Raw genomic sequence first — 17,947 nt, 5'->3', positions numbered from 1 at the left:
ACTGAGAAGCCAAAATCATGACGAGAAAACCAGTGATGCCAAGAAAATTTCGATGAGGTTGGGACCGGCCACACTGGATGGTCCGGGTCGTGCCTACCCCGCCGCGCGGTAGAAATCGGTGACGTGTGCGCCGATTCTGCGTGCCGCCAGCGCGCCGTCTCCCGTCTCGATCGCGTCGAGTACGGCGTCGTGTTCTTCGTGAAGCCGGTGTGCGGTGCCCGGCCAGTCCGTGATTGAAGCGAAAGCCGTCGTCATTCCCGCTTGGACCGCGTCGCGAAGTGACTGCATCAACTCGACGGCGAGCGCGTTGTGGGACGCGCGGGCAAGCGCGACGTGAAACTCGGTGTCGAGCGCGTTGAACCGGTTGGTCGAGATGCCGGGTTCACTCATGTTTTCGAGAATGTCGCGCAACCGGCCGAGGTCCTGCGATGTCGCGGCCTCGGCGGCCCGGGTCGCCGCCGAACGTTCGAGCTGCACCCGCACCTCGACAAGATCGGTGAGCCGGAAACCTGCCAGTGCCATGCGAAGCCGAAGCAGATTGGCGAGCGCCGTCGTAGAGTTTCCCGTGAGCACCCAGTTTCCCGCTTCGTCGCGGATGAGGCCGAGCGATTCCAGTACGCGCAGCGCTTTCCGGATACCCGAGAGACTGCTGCCGAGCGAATCGGCGAGGTCTCGTTCGGCTGGCAACGCGTCCCCCGCGACGAGCCTGCTGCCGAGAATTCGCTGTTGGATGCCGGCCAGTACTTGCTCGTGGGTGTGCAGGCGCCGAATGCTCGGCGCCGCGGCTTCACTGCTCACGCTTCGGCCTCCGACATCGATGTTGGTAGGGCACTTGAAGCCGCAGCGTAGTTAGCGTGTGGTCGGACCACAAGGTCTGGGCGGGAGTTGGAGTTCGCCCTCCGGAAGGGGTTCGAAGTACGAGGCGACGGCTTCCGCGCTCACCTCCTCATGGGAGGCGGGGTTCCAGTGAGGAGCGCGGTCCTTGTCGATCACGGCCGCGCGGATGCCTTCCGCCAGGTCAGGACTGTCGAGGAAGCGGGAGCACAGCCGGTAGTCCTGCACGAGGCATTCCTCGATGTCCGTCATGGTCCTGGCCCTTCGCAGCGCCTCAAGGGTGACCGCGAGCGCCGTGGGCGAAGCGGAGTCGACGGCGTTGGCGGCCTCAGAGGCGGCAGGTTCCGGGCGTGCGCGCAAACGTTTGCGAATCTCGGTCACCGTTGGTGCGGAGTAGCAGGCTTGGATCCAGGGGCCGTCGCCGAGCAGGGGGCTCGCCGCGGGATAGGTCAGTTCGGAGAGCGGCTCGCCGCGCTCCAGTGCGCCGAGCACTTCGGGTAGCCGACTCGAATCGACCGCGTGATCGGCCAGTCCGCATGCGATCGCGTCGCCAGGCCCGATCCGGCCAGCGGTCAGCGCGAGATGGGTTCCGAGTAGGCCGGGGGTTCTCGTGAGCAGCAGCGCGCCGCCGACATCGGGCGCGAGCCCGATGGCGACCTCCGGCATCGCGAGCACGGTGCGTTCGGTGACGATGCGCAGTCCCCGATGGTGACCGCTCAATCCGAGCCCGCCGCCCATGACGATTCCGTCCATGAGAAAGGCGACGGGTTTCGGGTAGTGGGCGAGCAGGGCGTCGAGTTCGTACTCGGCTCGCCAGAGTTCCTTCGCGATTCGCTGATCGCCTTCCGCGGCGCCGTGCACGACGGTGATGTCGCCGCCCGCGCAGAATGCCCTTTCTCCCGCGCCGTCGACGACGACGAGCTCGACGGCGGAGTCGGTGAGCCATTCACGCAGGGTGCGGGTCGCGAGCGTGATCATGTCGAGGGTCAGTGCGTTCAGTGCGCTCGGCCGGTTGAGCGTGACGCGCCCGAGTCTGCCGGTGCGGCGGCAGATCACCGGTTCTTCTCCGGAAGCCTTGTCTATGTCTGCGACCACACCTATGGTCATACCACACAGAGGACGTACCGGGATCGGGAGTGTGAGATGGCAGCGCACGAAAGTCACGACCATCCGATCAGGGTGATGCTGGCCAAGATCGGTCTCGACGGGCACGACCGCGGAGTGAAGGTCGTCGCCCGAACCCTGCGCGATGCCGGCATGGAGGTCATCTACACCGGGCTGCATCGCAGCCCGGAGCAGGTGATCGAAGCCGCCGTACAGGAAGACGTCGACGTGCTGGGGGTGAGCCTGCTTTCCGGCGCCCACATGCCGATCTTCACGCGGATCTTCGAACTGCTCGGCGCTTTGCCCGATGCACACCGCTTCGCGCTCGTCGCCGGAGGGGTGATGCCGGAAGAGGACGAGGCCGAACTGCTGCGGATGGGGGTCGCGGCCGTACTCGGCCAGGACACCACACCGGAGACGATCGTCGACACCGTTCGCGCGCTCGTCGGTGGACAGACGTCGACGCTGTGAGCACGGGGATGGAGAAACCCATGGAGCAATGGAGTTGGCCGCCCCGGTATGACGACGACTACCGGCCGGCCGAGGGCGCGAAACACTGGTTTCCCCGCAGGGAGACGATGCCGGCGCGGCAGCGCGACGAACTGATCCTCGCCAGGATCAAGGACGTCATGGATTACGCGTGGGCGCGATCGCCGTTCTACCGCGGGAAGTGGGAAGAGGCGGGAATCCACCCTTCCTCGATCAAGTCGCTTGCCGACTTCGAGAAGGTTCCGGTGGTACGCAAGGAAGAACTACGTGCCGACCAAGCGGAGAACGAACCGTTCGGCAGCTACCTATGCGTGCCGCCGGAGGAAGTCAAGCACGTCAACGGCACCTCGGGGACGACGGGAAGGCCGACCGCGTTCGGTATCAACGAGCGGGACTGGCGCAGCGTGGCCAACGCGCACGCACGGGTCATGTGGGCAATGGGAATCCGGCCATCCGACACGGTGCTCGTCGCTTCGCCGTTGACCCTTTACTGGGGATCGTGGGGCGCCTACATCGGTGCCGAACGGCTCGGGGCGAGAGTTTTTCCTTTCGGGGCAGGTGTTTCGGGGCAGACGACGCGCACCGTCCACTGGATGAAGCAGATGGGCGTCACGGTGTTCTACGCGACGCCGTCGTACGCGCTGAGGGTCGCCGAGGTCGCTCGCACCGAGGGCATCGACCCGGCGGAACTCGGGGTGCGCAAGCTCTTCTTCTCCGGTGAGCCCGGCGCGAGCGTTCCTTCCATTCGGGCGAGGATCGCGGAGGCTTTCGACGCCGAGGTGTACGACTCGGGCAGCATGGCGGAGGTCAGTCCCTGGATGCACCTCGGAGCCGCCGCTGACGAGCCGGGTGTGCTGTGCTGGCAGGACCTCGTCTACACCGAAGTGTGTGACCCTGCCAATCACACCAGGGTCGACTACGGCAACGAGGGAACTCCGGTCTACACGACGCTCGAACGGACGAGCCAGCCGATGATCCGCCTGCTCTCCAATGATTTGACGCGCTGGGAGGCACCGTCGATCGAAAGAGGACGTACCTATCCCTTTCTGCCGCGCGGAATCTACGGCCGGATCGACGACATGTTCATCGTGCGCGGTGAGAACATCTACCCGAGTGCGATCGACGACGTGGTGATGGCGGATCCGGAATACGGAGGCGAGCACCGGATCATCATCAGCAGAGAGTCCATCATGGACACACTGGTGGTCAAGGCGGAACACCGCGCGGAGCTCGGAACCGACACCCGGGCGTGGGCCGACCGGCTGGCAGGCAAACTGCGGGCGGTACTCGGTGTCGGGGCAACGGTCGTTCCCGTCGAGCAGAACACGTTCGATCGCACCGCCTTCAAGGCAAGGAGGGTCATCGACGACCGGTCGATGCTGCACCAGCTTCGCGCCGAGGAGGCACCGTGACTCCCGGCACCGTCGCCGAACGGGTCAAGGCGGGTGAACCCGGCGCGATCGCGCGCATGCTGACGGCGGTGGAGCGCCGGACGGAAGGGGTCAACGAAGCGCTCGCCTCGCTGCACGCCGCATCGGGTTCCGCGCACGTTCTCGGCGTCACCGGACCTCCGGGGAGCGGAAAGAGCACGCTCGTCGCCGCGTTGACCGAGCACTACCGGAGCCATGGCAAGACCGTCGGAATCATCGCGGTCGATCCGTCCAGTGTGTTCAGTGGCGGAGCGATACTCGGCGACCGTATCCGGATGTCGGCTCTCGGTGGTGACAGGGACGTCTTCATCAGATCCATCGCGACGAGGGGCGCGCTCGGCGGCCTTTCCAGGGCGGCGCTCGACGCGGTCACCGTGCTCGACGCGGCGGGCAAGGACGTCGTGGTGCTCGAAACCGTCGGTGTCGGACAGGCCGAAGTGGACGTCATCAGCGCGGCGCAGACGGTGGCCGTCGTCAGCGTGCCCGGCATGGGGGACGACGTGCAGGCCATCAAGGCAGGACTGCTGGAGGTCGCGGACGTCCACGTGGTCAACAAGGCCGACAGGGAGGGCGCGCAGAAGACGGTCGCGGAACTACGGGACATGCTCAGGCTCAGCAAGCGGAAGCCTGGCCAGTGGAACGTGCCGATCGAGCAGACCGTCGCCGCGACAGGGCAGGGAGTGCCGGAGCTCGCCGAGCGGTTCGCCGAGCACCTGAGCTGGCTTTCCCGCAGTGGTGAGCTCGACGTTCGGGCAAGGCGCAACACCGCGACCAGGATCAGATGGCTCGCCGAGGAGTTCGTTCTCGACCGGCTCAAGCCGGGCAACCCCGACTTCGAGCGCGCGGTCGACGAGGTGACCGCCCGGATTGGGGACCCGGTCTCCGCGGCCGAGCGGTTGATCCGCCGGATGTGAACGGCCGGCCTGCAACAGCGAGGAAACCGAAAGCGGAGGCGAGAGACGTGACCACCGAGGACGCACGAGAGCCTGTTGTGGACAGCGAACTGGCGACAGAGGCACTGGTAGCAGCCGTCAAGGCCGAACTGTCCGATTGGGAGTCCCACGAACTGGCCGCCTTCCTGCGCAGGCAGCCGGAGAGCAAGGACGAGTACCGCACAGGGAGCGGGATGCCCGTCAAACGGGTCTACACGCCGGAAGACCTCCCCTCGGAATGGGCGGATATCGGCTTCCCTGGACGCTACCCCTACACCAGGGGCCCTTACCCAACGATGTACCGAGGTCGCAATTGGACGATGCGGCAGATCGCCGGTTTCGGACAGGCCGAGGAGACGAACAAGCGGTTTCAGTACCTCATCGCGCAGGGACAGACCGGGCTTTCCATCGATTTCGACATGCCGACACTCATGGGACTGGACAGTGACAACCCCATGAGCCTTGGTGAGGTCGGAAGGGAGGGCGTCGCGATCGACACCCTTCCCGACATGGAAGCGCTCTTCGACGGCATCGACCTCGAAGAGATCAGTGTTTCGATGACGATCAACCCTTCGGCGTGGATTCTGCTCGCGATGTACATCGCCGTCGCGAAGCGCAGAGGCTACGACCTGAACAAACTGTCGGGCACCATTCAGAACGACATCCTCAAGGAATACGTCGCACAGAAGGAATGGGTCTTCCCCGTTCGTCCGAGCATGCGCATCGTGCGGGACACGATCGCCTATTGCTCGCAGCACATGGCCCGGTACAACCCGGTCAACATCAGCGGTTACCACATCAGCGAAGCCGGAGCCAACGCGCTTCAGGAGATCGCTTTCACCATGGCCATCACGCGTGCCTATGTGGACGATGTCGTCGCCACAGGTATCGACGTCGACCAGTTCGCGCCGCGGCTGTCGTTCTTCTTCGTCAGTCAGGCCGACTTCTTCGAGGAGGCCGCCAAGTTCAGGGCGGTCCGCCGTTACTACGCGAAGATGATGCGGGAACGCTTCGGCTCGGAAAATCCGCAGTCGATGCGACTGCGGTTCCACGCTCAGACGGCGGCGGCGACGTTGACGAAACCGCAACCGCTGAACAACATCATCCGTACCGCGTTGCAGGCACTGTCGGCCGTGCTCGGTGGAGCGCAGTCCTTGCACACCAACGGACTCGACGAGGCATACACGATCCCGAGTGAGCAGGCGATGAAGGTCGCACTGCGCACTCAGCAGATCATCGCCGACGAAACCGGCGTCACCAGCGTGATCGACCCGCTGGGCGGTTCGTACTACGTCGAACACCTCACGAGTGAGCTGGAACGCGGGATCGACGACTACATGGCCACAGTGGACGAACTCGGCGGAGTTGTCGCCGCGATCGAGCAGGGCTTCTTCCAGCGCGAGATCTCCGATACCGCATACGACTTCGCGCGGAGAAAGGCGAGCGGGGACCGGCCGGTGATCGGCGTCAACAAGTACGTCGACGAAGGCGCGGGCGAGAAAGTCGAGACACACAAGCTCGATCCCGAGTCGGAGGCACGGCAGTTGGCGCGGCTGGCCGATGTCAGGGCGACGAGAGACGAGAACAGAGCCAAAGCGGCACTCGACCGGCTTGTCGAGCTGGCAGGCGACCACGACGCGAACCTGATGCCGGCGACCATCGAGGCCGTCGAAGCCCACCTTTCCATGGGCGAAATCACCGGTGCGCTGCGTGACGTTTTCGGTTCCTACACCGAAACCCCGGTGTTCTGACGCCAGTGCTCCGACTCACCCCTCGACGAAGAGGGACTGGGAGGTACTGATGTACCAGCAGGTTCCCGACCCCTTGGGCAATCTCGGCTGGTCCGCGCTCGTCGCGGGCCTTCCGCTGCTCGTGTTGTTCGTACTGCTCGGCGTGTTCCGGGTTCGCGCGTGGCTCGCTTCGTTGATCGGACTCGCGCTGTCGATTTTGGTCGCCCTCATCGTCTACGGAATGCCGGTGGGGCAGGCACTCAACGCCGCGGCGGAAGGCGCGGCGTTCGGCCTCTTTCCCGCGCTGTGGATCGTGGTGAACGCGATCTGGATCTACCAGCTGACCGTGACGTCGGGGCATTTCGACGTACTCCGGCGAAGTTTCGCGAAGATCAGCGACGATCAACGCGTCCAAGGCATCATCATCGCGTTCTCCTTCGGCGCGCTGCTCGAAGCGCTGGCCGGATTCGGCGCACCGGTGGCCATTTGCGCCGTCATGCTGGTCGCCGTCGGGCTGAGTCCGGTGAAGGCCGCGACGGTCGCGTTGATCGCCAACACCGCTCCCGTCGCCTACGGTGCGGTCGGGTTGCCGATCATCACCCTGGCCAGAGTCACCGACCTGCCGATGGACGACCTCAGCGCGATGACGGGACGGCAGGTCCCCGTGCTCGCGGTCCTCGTGCCGTTCGTCCTCGTCGTCGTCCTCGACGGCTGGCGTGGGTTGAAACAGGCGTGGCCAGCCGCGCTGGTGTGTGGTCTTTCGTTCGCCGTCGTGCAGTTCCTCATGGCCAACTACGGTCCGGTACAACTCACCGACATCGCCGCCGCGCTGGTTTCCGCCGCAGCGGTACTGGCGCTGTTGCGGGTGTGGCGCCCCGAAGGTGGAAAGGCCGAGCGGATCGGGGGCGAGTCCCCGCCGGACGGCGGTGGCGGAGTGACGACCTCGGTGCGCGCCCAGCCCGTCGACACCCGTACCGACGTCGCGAAGGCGTTCGCCCCTTACCTCGTGATCATCGGGTTCTTCTCCGTCGTCGCCATACCCGCGGTCGCCGATCTGCTCGGCAGGACGACCATCACGTTCGCGTGGCCCGGTCTGCACGTCACCTCCGCCGATGGAGAACCGCTCAGCCTGATCCAGTACAAGTTCGACTGGCTGGCCGGAGGGGGAACGGTGTTGTTCATCGCGGGCCTGGTGTCCGCGGTGATCCTCAAGGTCGGCAGAAGGGAGGTGGTTTCGGCTTACGGGAGGACGCTGCATCAGCTCAGAACCGCGTCGGTGACCGTCATGGCCGTGCTCGCGCTCGCCTACGTGATGAACGCGTCGGGACAGACGGCGACCATGGGGTTGTTGCTCGCGGGAACCGGGGCGTTCTTTTCCGTGCTGTCCCCGCTGCTCGGCTGGTTCGGCACGGCGGTGACCGGGTCGGACACCTCGTCCAACTCGCTGTTCGGCGCGCTTCAGGTCAGCGCGGCACATGGCGCTGGGCTCTCCGACACGCTCATGGCCTCGGCCAATACCTCGGGCGGAGTGCTCGGCAAGATGATCAGCCCACAGAACCTCGCCATCGGTGCCGGTGCCGTCGGCCTCGCGGGCAGGGAGGGCGAACTGTTCCGCAAGGTACTGGTCGCCTCTGCGATTTTCGTGCCGATGATGTGTCTGCTCGTCTATCTCCAGACGACGCCGCTGCTGTCCTGGATGGTGCCATGACCGATACGAAGCGGGCCGGTCTTGAGGAGTCACCGGGTGGTGTGGTGCTGTTGCGGCGCGCGGCGATCGCCGTCCTGCGTGCGGCCGAAGGGTTCGCGGAGGCTGGCGACGAGGAGCGGGCCGCCCGGCTCGACCTGCTCGCGGCGTGGCTGCTCCAGGACGGCCCGGACGACGACGAGTGGCAGCGGACACCTGCCGTGATGTGCGGATCGGAGGACACGATGCCCTGATCGAGCTGTGGTCGGACCGACATCGACGTATGTCAATAGTGTGGTCTACTCTCATTACGTTCGGTGATCCCGACGGTGTGAGGAACTCCGGTGAAAATCCGGGCCGGTCGCGCCACTGTGATCGAGTACGTGTCAGCCGGCGTGCGACACGATTCGAAAGGCAGACCCTCCTCCGTCGCTCCTTCGACTGGGTCGCGTGAACCCAAGGAGGTCGTGTAGATGGCAAGGATGTCGATGTCGCGTTGCGGCGTGCCTCGGGGGAGGCGGTCGGTGTGACTAGCGAATCGTCGTGGGAACCGGTGCGCAAGGTGCGCACTCACGAGCAAGTGCTTGCCCAGATCGAGCAACGCATTCTCGACGGCAGGTTGCGAGTCGGCGAGAAACTGCCCAGCGAGCGCGAGCTCGTCGAAGCACTCGGCGTCTCCCGCACCAGTGTGCGCGAGGCACTGCGCGCGCTGGAGGCGATGGGCATCATCGAAGCGAACGTCGGGTCGGGCAGGGACGCCGGTTCGATTGTCGCGGGGCGATCCACCGCTGCGCTGAGTAACCTGTTGCGGCTTCACATGGCTCTTGCCCAGACCAGCATCACCGATCTTGTCGAGATCAGGGTGCAGCTCGAACGCAACGCGGCGAGCATGGCCGCGGAGCGGAGGACGGCCAACGACATCGCCTACCTTCGCTCGCTCATCGAGTCGATGCGCGTCGAGAAGCTGGAGTACCAGGAGTTCAACGAGCTGGACACCGAGTTCCACGTCAGCATCGCGCGGACCTCCCGCAACGCGTTGGCCAGCGATTTGATGCAGGCCCTGCGCGACGCGGTGAAGTCGGAGATGACCGTGGTGTTCGAGCGGCTTCCGGACTGGCCGAGTGTCGCGGCGAAACTCGTCGGCGAGCACGAGGACATCCTGCGAGCCATAGAGAAGGGCGACGGCACCGCTGCCGCCGATCTTGTCGACGCGCACATCAACGGCTTCTACAACGAGCGACTCAGGGACGGCGGCGACAACCAGTAGCGGCGGTTTCAGGCCGCCGTGCTCACGGGAAGCTTCGCGCGCTGTGCTCGCACGGCGGTCTCCGCTTCCTCGGTCTGCTTGCCATGCCCGTACTGGCCGAAGAGCATGACGAGCCGGAGTTGTCTGCGTTGCAGGGCGCGGTAGGTTCTGGCTTGCTTTCTGCCGTGAGCTTTTCGGTGTCTCTTGCGGAGCTGCCTGCGGTACCGCAGCGAGGTCAGTCCTTTCCTTTCGTCGTCGGAAATCAACGCGTCGCTCACGTAGTGATCAGCCAGCACCCGAAGATGTGTGCTCTCGTCGCGTCCGGCCAGCCACCAGATCGCGGAACCGATGATCAGAATGGGAATGCCTCTGATGACGATCTGGGCGAGCGCGCCAAGCGGGTTGTCTCCGAAAAGGTCGGTGAGCCACGGAGAATTCCAGAAGAAGTGCACGAACCAGGCCAGCGCGAACGAGGCGACGGCGACGGCGAGCCTCGCGGCGAACGGACGGTATGTCCTCGTGATGAAGTAGCCGATACCGAAGGCGGCGATCGAGGTGTAGAGCGCGTGGCTCCACAATCCACTGAGGATTCCTCTGACGAAGAAGATCTGGATGACGGGAGCGATCTGGTCGTTTGTCGGGAATTGGACGGCCGCCTTCACCGAATAGCTCAGGTCTTCCAGCAGCTGGAATCCCAGACCGACCAGCGCTCCGACGACGACGACCGAGACGATCGTGCGGAACTGACTCCTCGCGATGAGGACGAGAAGCAGGACGCCGCAGAGTTTCAGCGTCTCCTCGATCGTGGGGCCGACCAGTGCCGCGCCCCACTCGTCGGCGAATCCCGTTTCCCCGAGCTTGCTGATGATCGAGAGCAGTGACCGGTTGGCGGAGATCGCCAGATAGGTCGCCGCGAAGGCGCCCCAGGCGAAGGCCATCACGAAGCCGAGCGGTGGATGCTGTTCGAAGAGGTCGAGGCTCCGGAAGAACGCGAGGAAGACAAGTCCGTAGAGCACCCAGACGACGATGCCGACGAACACCGCCGTCGGCACGAGCCGGTAGTCGTCGAAGAAGCCGGAAACCGTGGCGACGACACCGATGGCGACGAGGAAGAGGTAGATCCAGAACGCGGCCCTTCTCGGCTGGTTGAAGCCGTCGACCCCGACCGGCCACTGTTCCGGCCGGTCGAGTCGCGTGGCCCTGTTCATGACCTGACCCCGATCCGGACACTGCCGACCATGCCCTCGATCTGGCCGCGCGCGGCCTGAAAGGACTCAGGCCCGCCGGAAGCCGTGACGACGACGGCGAGTTCTCTCCTGTCGTCGACGGCGATCCACAGTTGCCCGTCTTTCTTCGCGCTCCGGAAGGAAAAGGTGCTTCCCACGAGGCCGCTGCCCGTGGTGAAGGTCTGCTCCTCGCTCTGCCACGAATGTTTGACCGAGACCGCGATCTGCCGCTTGTTGCGTTCGACCTGTTGTTCAAGCGTGCCTTGCCATTCCGCCGCGGAAACGGCCACCCTGTTGTCCTCTTTGATCACCGAGGACGTGGTGATCAGCGAACCGGGGCCGCCGTCGCCCTTGTCGAGCGCCCAGCCATTTGCGGGCACAAAGGACACTGAAGGTCCGGCGTGGATGGTCGTTCCAGCCGGAATCGGTTGCTCGCCTGGGATCGCCGAGTCCACGATGTGCAGGCCGGTCACCAGCAGCAGGACCGCGACGAGGATCGAGATCGATGGCCACAGTGTCGGGTAGGGTTCTTTGGTCGGCAGGGCGAGTTCGCGCGCTTCCTTCGCGCCGATGCGGCTGGCGGCCATCGGGCTCCCCTCGCGCTCGTGATGGCACGGCTTGTCGCGCCCACGCAGCAGAATGCGGGCTTATCAGCGCCGGGGCAACACGAGCGGTGGTGACTCGCTCTTCCGTGCCCGTGCGGGTCGCCGCGTGACGATGATCCCCGCGATGACGAGCACGGCCCCTGCCGGTTGGTTCCAGCTGATGCTCTCTCCGAGAACAAGTGCGCCGAGACCGACGCCGACGACGGGTGTAAGAAAGGTGACGCTCGACGCGACCGTCGCGCCCCACCCCGCGACGATGCTGGTGTTCAAGATGTAGGCGAGTCCGGTGCCGAAAACGCCGAGCCCGATCATGCTCGCGACGACCGGGAGGCTCAGCGTCATCGGGTGATCGTCGATGAACGGAACCGTCGCGAGCAGGGCGAGCGCGCCGATACCGACCTGGATCGCGGCGACGGCCGTCGAGGGAACACCGAGTGGTGACACGAAACGGCGCAAATAGACGAAAGCGAGGCCATAGCTCGCGGTCGCGGCAAGACACGCGAGCTGAGGCGCGACGCCGCCGGAATCCGGTCCGCCCGCATGCGCCAACGGGGCAAGCACGACCAGTACGCCGATCAGGCCGAGCGCCAAACCTCCGAGCTGGCCGCGACGCGGGCGTTCGGAACGCAGCGCGACCAGGGTGATGAGCAACGTCATCAATGGTGTCGTCGCGTTGTAGATGCTCGACAAGCCGGAGTTGATGTGCTGGCCAGCCCACGCGAACAGCGAGAACGGCAGAACACACAGCAAAAAGGACACGACGCCGATGTGTGTCCACACCCGAGCCGAGCGCGGCAGTGGTACTCGCAGGACGGCGACGATCAGCGCGAGTGCGAGCGCGCCGAGTCCCATGCGTGCGGCGACGACCTGTAGCGGCGAAAGGCCATCGAGGCCGACCTTGATGAACAGGAAACTCGAACCCCACGCCAGCGACAGCACGGTGAACTGGAGCGGTAGCAAGCGGGAACCGCTCTTGGGGGACATCGGCAGTGCCTTTCCCGGATGTGGTCGTGCTTTCCGTGATCACGTTTCCGTGCTCACGGTGCCGAGTCCGGCGGAAATCGGACGTCGTATCCGGGCTGGTGCCGCTACTTGCCGTTCTGCCTGCGGACCATCTCGGTGATCCAGATGGGCGCGAAGGGGGACGTGCAGTTCGGGGGTGTCGGGTAGTCCTTCAGCACCTCAAGGCGTTCGCCGATGTCGATCGCGCGGGCGCGGAGTTCGGCGTGCTCGATCCCGATCTGGGCGAGGCAGTGGTTCATGGCCCACTGTAGGCGGTCAGGGGCTTTTCGCAGGTCCGACTCGATGTTGTCGAGCAGACCGGTGAGGTCGAGACCGTCCGGTTTCTTGGCGACGCGCTCGGTGGTCAGCGCCCAGCCCGCACTCGCGACCACCGGATCGGTGTCGGCGAACCAGGCCACGCGCAGGTCCTCGGCGTGGGGGCTTTTCTTCACGACATAGTTGACGAGCCAGTCGTGCACCTTGGGGGTGCGCGACTGGCGCAACATGACGTCGAGTTCGTCGCGCTCGAATGCCTTCGGGCGGCAGATCAGCAGCGCCACCAGTCTCGCGGCGGTGTCGTCGGTCGCCCAGAGTTCGCGGGCGAGTTCCTGCTGCGTTTTCAGCCGTTTCGCGACCGCGCGCAGTTTTGTGAGGTTCACGGCGTGATCGTCACCGTGCTTCTTGTTCACCGCGAGCGCTTTCGGGTCCTCAAGTGCCGCCAGCTCGGTCATCACCTCGGTCACCGTCGTCTCAGCCATCCGTACCTCCCTCCTGATTCTTCGAGACTCAGCCTACGAGGAGGGTGTGTCAACGACTGGTTTTCTGCGTCGAGGCGACGAGGTCCGGTCCGACGACGGTCGCCCGTGGCGCGCCGCGAGATCGGTCCGTTCGGATGGCGGCAAGGCGGAGCGTCATTCGTCGCGGGGCAGGTGGAGCCTGAGCGCCGCGACGGCCGCGCGGGCCTGTTCGGGGTCGGCGCCGTCGGCGATCGCCGACAGTGCCGCGCGCCAAGCCGCGGCGAGTACCGGGCCGAGTAACGGTGTCGCGGGCACGGCGGCGCCCAGCAGGTCGGCCAGCCGGTCGTGTCCGGTTCCGGCCGGAGGGTCACCCAGGATGCGCAGGAAGTCCTCCCTGACGGCGAAGTCCAGCCCGACGAGCAGCGCGGAGATCACGGCTTCGGCGGGATCCGACCTCGTAGCGGCCAGCGCGCCTTCCATCCGGTCAAGGAGGCGCCGCTCGACGTCGTCTCTGACGAAGGCATACAACCCGAGCTTGCTGCCGAAATGGTGATAGAGCGCGCCGGTGGTGACCTTCGCGGCCGACGCCAAGTCGGTGACCGTGACCTCGTCGAAGGGGCTGGCTCCGAATTGCTTCACCGCCGCGAGGGCAAGTCTTCCCTTGGGAGAGGTCGATACCGGTATCCACTCGCGCACACTTACATAATGCGGTTATGCTGAGCCAAAATCCAGTTACGACACGGAGGATCCGGCATGAAGCTCGAATTTCTGTTCACCCCGACCTCGGACCTGGCGGCTTCCCTCGCGCTCTACCGCGACACCCTCGGCTTCACCGAGGTGTGGCGTGAGGGCGACACGACCGTCGCGCTGGCCCTTCCCGGCAGCGACGTGCAGGTCATGCTCGACGCCAACGACCCAAAGGCACCGGTAGGGCCGCTGTTCGTCGTCGACAGTGTCAAGGCATTCCACGCGGCTCGGCCGGAGTCCCTCGTGGTCCTGGAAGAGCCGTCGGACATTCCGGGCGGTTGCCTGGCCACCTATCAGGACCCGGGCGGCGCGACGATCTACGTCATGGACCAGTCGACGGATCAAGCGGCGTCATAGGTCAGAGCGTGCGCTTCCCGTCATGCCCCGGAAACATCGCGGTGAGACGCTGTGACGGTGAACGTTCGAATTGCTCTCGCTGATTTCGAAGACCCGGGTCTGGCCGCGTTTCTCCGAGCGCACCTCGACGACATCGCGCCAACGGCTCCTGTCGAGAGTCAGCACGCGTTGAGTCTGGGCGCGTTGCGTGAGCCGAACGTCAGGCTCTGGGTCGCTCGCGAGGGGGCGGATATCGTCGGAACCGCCGCGTTGGCGGCGTTGGAGCCCGGTCATGACGAGCTGAAAAGCATGCGCACGGACCCAGCAAGGCGTGGCACCGGCATCGCCTCCCGGCTGCTCGACCATCTGCTTGCCGATGCCACAGCGCGCGGTGTTCGCCGGATCTCGCTCGAAACCGGCAGTATGGCTTTCTTCGCACCGGCGCGAGCGTTCTACGGCAAAGCCGGGTTCACTCCGTGTCCGCCGTTCGGTTCCTACAGCGATGACCCGAACAGCACGTTTCTGACGCTGGTACTGGAGTAGCTTCGGCGCGTCCTGTATTTGGGTGCGAAAGATCGCTGACAGTCACACAACGAAACCGCCCCTTGGCCGCGTTTGTGCTGGTCAAGGGGCGGTTTGTGCAGGTCAGTGCTGGTTATCGGATGCGCCCCCGGCAAGATTCGAACTTGCGACACCCGCTTTAGGAGAGCGGTGCTCTATCCCCTGAGCTACGAGGGCAATGAAGTTGTCTCAGCGTTGCTGCGCCGAGCCTACCGGCGACAGCTTAACGCGTGTCCCCCGGGCTGGGGGAGGCAGACCTTGACTTGGGCCCGTTGCCCACTGTAATACCTGCACTACCAGTGAGTAACTTTGCGCGCCGGACGCGGGAACCCCGCTCCGCCGACTGCCGGAGGCCGCCGTTGATCAAGGTGATGCTCGCCGACGACGAGGAGCTTGTTCGTTCAGGTCTGCGTGCCATGTTGTCCGCCGCACCGGACATCGAGGTGGTCGGCGAGGCGGTCGACGGCAGATCGGCGGTCGACGCCGCACGGCGGTTCCACCCGGATGTCGCCTTGCTCGACATCCGCATGCGGGCGCCCGACGACGGGATCAGGGCGTTGCGCGCCATCCAGACATTGCCGGAGCCCCCTTCCGTCGCGATGCTGACGACGTTCGACATCGACGAGTACGTGAGTCTCGCGCTGCGGTTCGGCGCCAACGGGTTTCTGTTGAAGGACATCGAACCCGCCGTGCTGGTTCGCGCGGTCCGCGATCTGGCTCGCGGCGGTGCGGTGCTCGACCCCAGCGTCGCGGTGCGCATGGTCCACGCCCACCGCGACGGCCAACGAGCCGCCGCCCCCGCGCGCAAAATGCTCGCCTCGTTGTCGGAACGGGAACGTGAGGTCGTCGGCCTCATCGGTCAGGGCCTTTCCAATGCGGAGATCGGTGGTGCCCTTCATCTTTCCGAGGCGACGGTCAAGGGTTACGTCTCGGCCGTGCTTTCCAAGATCGGCGCGGCCAACCGGGTGCAAGCGGCGCTGCTGGCCTATCGCGGCGGCCTCGTGGACTGACCCCAAGGCCGCGAGCGGGTGACAGCTTCGCGCCGTTAAGGAGCGTCTCAGCTCGACGGGTAAGACTGTGCACATGCGCATTCTTGTTGTCGACGACGATCGGGCCGTTCGGGAGTCGCTTCGCCGTTCCCTCGAATTCAACGGCTACCGGGTCGATGTCGCGAGCGACGGTGCGCAGGCGCTCGACAAGGTGACGACCGACCGTCCCGACGCGATGGTGCTCGATGTCATGATGCCGAGGCTCGACGGGCTGGAGGTCGCCAGGAGGCTGCGCAGCGCGGGAGACGACCTGCCGATCCTGGTGCTGACCGCGCGGGACACCGTCTCGGACAGGGTGTCGGGGCTCGACGCGGGTGCGGACGACTACCTGCCGAAGCCCTTCGCGCTTGAGGAGTTGCTCGCCAGACTGAGGGCCTTGCTGCGCAGGGCCAGCGCGGAAGCGAACGCAGGCCCGGACTCCGTGACGCTCGAATTCGCCGACCTCACCCTCGATCCCGGTACTCGCGAGGTGCGAAGAGGCGACCGGCCGATCAGTCTCACGCGCACCGAGTTCGCGTTGCTCGAACTGCTGATGTCCTACCCGAAGCATGTGCTGACCCGCGGTCGCATCCTGGAGGAGGTCTGGGGCTATGACTTCCCGACCTCGGGAAACGCGCTGGAGGTCTACGTCGGCTACCTGCGGAGGAAGACCGAAGCCGGTGGTGAGCCCCGGCTGATCCACACGGTGCGCGGAGTGGGCTACGTGTTGCGGGAGACGCCACCGTGACCCAGGCTCCACCCGCCTCTGAACAAGGATCCGCGTCGGAGGACAGCGGCCACCCCGTCCGCCCGCACCAGCGGCTTTCGCTGAGGACCAGGGTGATGTTGCTGGCGGCCATCTGTGTCGGCTGCGCGGTGGCACTCGTGTCGTTCGGCGCCTATCTGACGGTGAGGGGCAATCTGGCGCAGCAGCTCGACGACAACCTGATCGAGAGGGCGAGCGCGGCCGTGCGCAGCCCGGTGGTGCAGGACGAGGTACGGCAGATCCCCGGCGCGTTCCTCGCGAGCAACGACATTCAGATGGGCCTGTTGCAGGCTTCCGGGGTCATGGTCGCGCCGCAGGGATCGACCCCGCCCCCGTGGGGAGAGCGGGAGTTCGCCGTGGCGGTCGGCACCTCCGATTCCTCGTTGCGGACCGACCAGGCCACCGACATGAGGGTTATCGCGCTTCGCTGGGGAAACGGTGAGGCCATGGTCCTCGCTCAATCACTCGCGCCGATGAAGCGCTCACTGAGCGACCTCTCGCTCGTGCTGTTCCTCTTCGGCGGGGCCGGAATCATCGTCGCCGCCGTCGCGGGAACGGCGGTGGCAAGGGCGGGACTGCGTCCGGTGGAACGGCTGACATCGGCGACGGAGCGGGTCGCGCGGACGATGGACCTGCGCCCGATTCCGGTGACTGGGGACGACGAACTGGCGAGGCTGACACAGAGCTTCAACACGATGCTCGGTGCCGTCGCGGAGTCGCAGGAACGGCAGCGGCGCCTTGTCGCCGACGCGGGGCACGAACTGCGCACACCGCTGACGTCACTACGGACCAATCTCGAACTTCTGCTTTCGGCGAGCAGGGACGGCGCGCCCGCGTTGCCCGAGCAGGACAGGATCGAGATGGAGAGCGACATCCGCGGTCAGCTCGACGAATTGACCCAACTCATCGGTGACCTCGTCGAACTGGCGAGAGAGAGCGAACCGAGAGAGGCCGCTGAACGGATCGACGTGATCGAGGTCGTCGAGCGGGCCCTCGACAGGGCGCGGCGCAGGGCAGGGGAGATCGAGTTCGACACCACGTTGCAGCCGTGGGTGTTGACCGGCGACCCGAGCGCGCTGGAGCGGGCAGTACTGAATCTGCTCGACAACGCCGTGAAATTCTCGCCGCCGGGGTCGATCGTGCGAGTGGTGTTGCGACCGCTCGGTGATGGTTCCGCCGTGATCGAGGTGGCCGACGCGGGTCCTGGCATCGCGCACGAGGACCTGCCGAGGGTTTTCGATCGGTTCTATCGCTCTTCCGAGGCCCGCACGCTGCCCGGATCCGGGCTGGGGCTGGCGATCGTCAAGCAGGTGGCCGAGCGGCACGGCGGAGCTGTGTACGCGGGACGGAATCCCGAGGGCGGCGCGTTGATGACGATTCGCCTCCCCGGCGCTCCCGGCTGAGGCGAACTCCCCACGCCTGTACTCACACTGTGACCGGATTGTCACAGTTCGTGCATGAGCAAGGGAGCTTTGCTGCCGATAACCGAT

General features: G+C 65.5%; 19 protein-coding genes and 1 tRNA gene. 12 read left to right on the top strand and 8 right to left on the bottom strand.

What is annotated here, in order from left to right; genetic code table 11:
- Positions 1 to 93: 93 nt before the first annotated feature.
- Both BAY61_RS27685 and BAY61_RS27680 read right to left on the bottom strand, forming a co-directional pair.
- Entirely contained in the window at positions 94 to 798 is a 705-nt protein-coding gene (locus BAY61_RS27685; RefSeq protein WP_091803607.1) for a FadR/GntR family transcriptional regulator, read from the bottom strand.
- 51 nt (positions 799 to 849) lie between these two features.
- Complete coding sequence (locus tag BAY61_RS27680; protein ID WP_245865498.1) at positions 850 to 1,929, bottom strand: enoyl-CoA hydratase/isomerase family protein; 1,080 nt, start codon at positions 1,927 to 1,929, stop codon at positions 850 to 852.
- 48 nt (positions 1,930 to 1,977) lie between these two features.
- On the opposite strand from BAY61_RS27680, the gene BAY61_RS27675 reads away from it, so the two are divergent.
- The 7 genes from BAY61_RS27675 (at position 1,978) to BAY61_RS27645 (ending at position 9,470) form a co-directional block, all read left to right on the top strand.
- The gene (locus BAY61_RS27675) at positions 1,978 to 2,409 is read left to right on the top strand and encodes a cobalamin B12-binding domain-containing protein (protein ID WP_091803613.1); all 432 of its coding nucleotides are present in this window, start codon (positions 1,978 to 1,980) and stop codon (positions 2,407 to 2,409) included.
- 20 nt (positions 2,410 to 2,429) lie between these two features.
- Positions 2,430 to 3,839 (top strand): phenylacetate--CoA ligase family protein, encoded by a 1,410-nt coding sequence (locus BAY61_RS27670; RefSeq protein ID WP_211323558.1) that lies wholly within the window; start codon positions 2,430 to 2,432, stop codon positions 3,837 to 3,839.
- On the top strand, positions 3,836 to 4,771 hold the full coding sequence (gene meaB / locus BAY61_RS27665) for a methylmalonyl Co-A mutase-associated GTPase MeaB (RefSeq protein ID WP_245865497.1): 936 nt from the start codon (positions 3,836 to 3,838) through the stop codon (positions 4,769 to 4,771). Before BAY61_RS27670 ends, meaB begins: the two co-directional genes overlap by 4 nt.
- Positions 4,772 to 4,818: 47 nt before the next feature.
- Positions 4,819 to 6,540 (top strand): methylmalonyl-CoA mutase family protein, encoded by a 1,722-nt coding sequence (locus tag BAY61_RS27660; RefSeq protein WP_091803620.1) that lies wholly within the window; start codon positions 4,819 to 4,821, stop codon positions 6,538 to 6,540.
- 49 nt (positions 6,541 to 6,589) lie between these two features.
- The gene (locus tag BAY61_RS27655; protein ID WP_091803623.1) at positions 6,590 to 8,227 is read left to right on the top strand and encodes an L-lactate permease; all 1,638 of its coding nucleotides are present in this window, start codon (positions 6,590 to 6,592) and stop codon (positions 8,225 to 8,227) included.
- A complete protein-coding gene (locus BAY61_RS27650) occupies positions 8,224 to 8,457 on the top strand; it encodes a hypothetical protein (protein ID WP_091803626.1) in 234 nt (77 codons plus the stop codon). Before BAY61_RS27655 ends, BAY61_RS27650 begins: the two co-directional genes overlap by 4 nt.
- Positions 8,458 to 8,729: 272 nt before the next feature.
- On the top strand, positions 8,730 to 9,470 hold the full coding sequence (locus BAY61_RS27645; RefSeq protein WP_211323559.1) for a FadR/GntR family transcriptional regulator: 741 nt from the start codon (positions 8,730 to 8,732) through the stop codon (positions 9,468 to 9,470).
- Between the two features lie 8 nt (positions 9,471 to 9,478).
- Here BAY61_RS27645 and BAY61_RS27640 read toward each other — a convergent pair whose 3' ends face one another.
- The 5 genes from BAY61_RS27640 to BAY61_RS27620 form a co-directional block, all read right to left on the bottom strand.
- Positions 9,479 to 10,657: a PrsW family intramembrane metalloprotease gene (locus BAY61_RS27640; RefSeq protein ID WP_091803629.1), complete on the bottom strand. Its 1,179-nt coding sequence runs from the start codon at positions 10,655 to 10,657 to the stop codon at positions 9,479 to 9,481.
- Positions 10,654 to 11,262: a hypothetical protein gene (locus BAY61_RS27635; RefSeq protein WP_091803632.1), complete on the bottom strand. Its 609-nt coding sequence runs from the start codon at positions 11,260 to 11,262 to the stop codon at positions 10,654 to 10,656. Before BAY61_RS27635 ends, BAY61_RS27640 begins: the two co-directional genes overlap by 4 nt.
- A gap of 63 nt (positions 11,263 to 11,325) precedes the next feature.
- Positions 11,326 to 12,264: a DMT family transporter gene (locus BAY61_RS27630; protein WP_091803635.1), complete on the bottom strand. Its 939-nt coding sequence runs from the start codon at positions 12,262 to 12,264 to the stop codon at positions 11,326 to 11,328.
- Positions 12,265 to 12,368: 104 nt separating this feature from the next.
- Positions 12,369 to 13,040 carry a DNA alkylation repair protein gene (locus tag BAY61_RS27625; protein WP_091803638.1) on the bottom strand — a complete coding sequence of 224 codons (672 nt, stop codon included), beginning with the start codon at positions 13,038 to 13,040 and terminating at the stop codon, positions 12,369 to 12,371.
- Between the two features lie 153 nt (positions 13,041 to 13,193).
- Positions 13,194 to 13,658 carry a TetR/AcrR family transcriptional regulator gene (locus BAY61_RS27620; RefSeq protein WP_245865494.1) on the bottom strand — a complete coding sequence of 155 codons (465 nt, stop codon included), beginning with the start codon at positions 13,656 to 13,658 and terminating at the stop codon, positions 13,194 to 13,196.
- 114 nt (positions 13,659 to 13,772) lie between these two features.
- Here BAY61_RS27620 and BAY61_RS27615 point away from each other — a divergent pair, with 114 nt between their 5' ends.
- Together BAY61_RS27615 and BAY61_RS27610 are read left to right on the top strand one after the other, a co-directional pair.
- Positions 13,773 to 14,123 carry a VOC family protein gene (locus BAY61_RS27615; protein WP_091803641.1) on the top strand — a complete coding sequence of 117 codons (351 nt, stop codon included), beginning with the start codon at positions 13,773 to 13,775 and terminating at the stop codon, positions 14,121 to 14,123.
- Positions 14,124 to 14,180: 57 nt separating this feature from the next.
- Positions 14,181 to 14,645 carry a GNAT family N-acetyltransferase gene (locus tag BAY61_RS27610; protein ID WP_091804012.1) on the top strand — a complete coding sequence of 155 codons (465 nt, stop codon included), beginning with the start codon at positions 14,181 to 14,183 and terminating at the stop codon, positions 14,643 to 14,645.
- Between the two features lie 122 nt (positions 14,646 to 14,767).
- Here the strand turns inward: BAY61_RS27610 and BAY61_RS27605 are convergent.
- Positions 14,768 to 14,840 (bottom strand) — tRNA-Arg (locus tag BAY61_RS27605).
- 182 nt (positions 14,841 to 15,022) lie between these two features.
- Between BAY61_RS27605 and BAY61_RS27600 the strand changes: the two genes are divergently transcribed.
- From BAY61_RS27600 to BAY61_RS27590, 3 genes are all read left to right on the top strand, one after another.
- Positions 15,023 to 15,673: a response regulator gene (locus BAY61_RS27600; protein WP_091803644.1), complete on the top strand. Its 651-nt coding sequence runs from the start codon at positions 15,023 to 15,025 to the stop codon at positions 15,671 to 15,673.
- A gap of 73 nt (positions 15,674 to 15,746) precedes the next feature.
- On the top strand, positions 15,747 to 16,439 hold the full coding sequence (locus BAY61_RS27595) for a response regulator transcription factor (RefSeq protein ID WP_091803646.1): 693 nt from the start codon (positions 15,747 to 15,749) through the stop codon (positions 16,437 to 16,439).
- Between the two features lie 95 nt (positions 16,440 to 16,534).
- Positions 16,535 to 17,860 carry a sensor histidine kinase gene (locus BAY61_RS27590; RefSeq protein ID WP_091803648.1) on the top strand — a complete coding sequence of 442 codons (1,326 nt, stop codon included), beginning with the start codon at positions 16,535 to 16,537 and terminating at the stop codon, positions 17,858 to 17,860.
- Positions 17,861 to 17,947: the final 87 nt, after the last annotated feature.

This window comes from Prauserella marina (genome assembly GCF_002240355.1).
Lineage (GTDB): Bacteria > Actinomycetota > Actinomycetes > Mycobacteriales > Pseudonocardiaceae > Prauserella_A > Prauserella_A marina.
The sequence above is the reverse complement of the archived record's forward strand: the minus strand, read 5'-3'. Positions and strand labels throughout refer to the sequence as shown.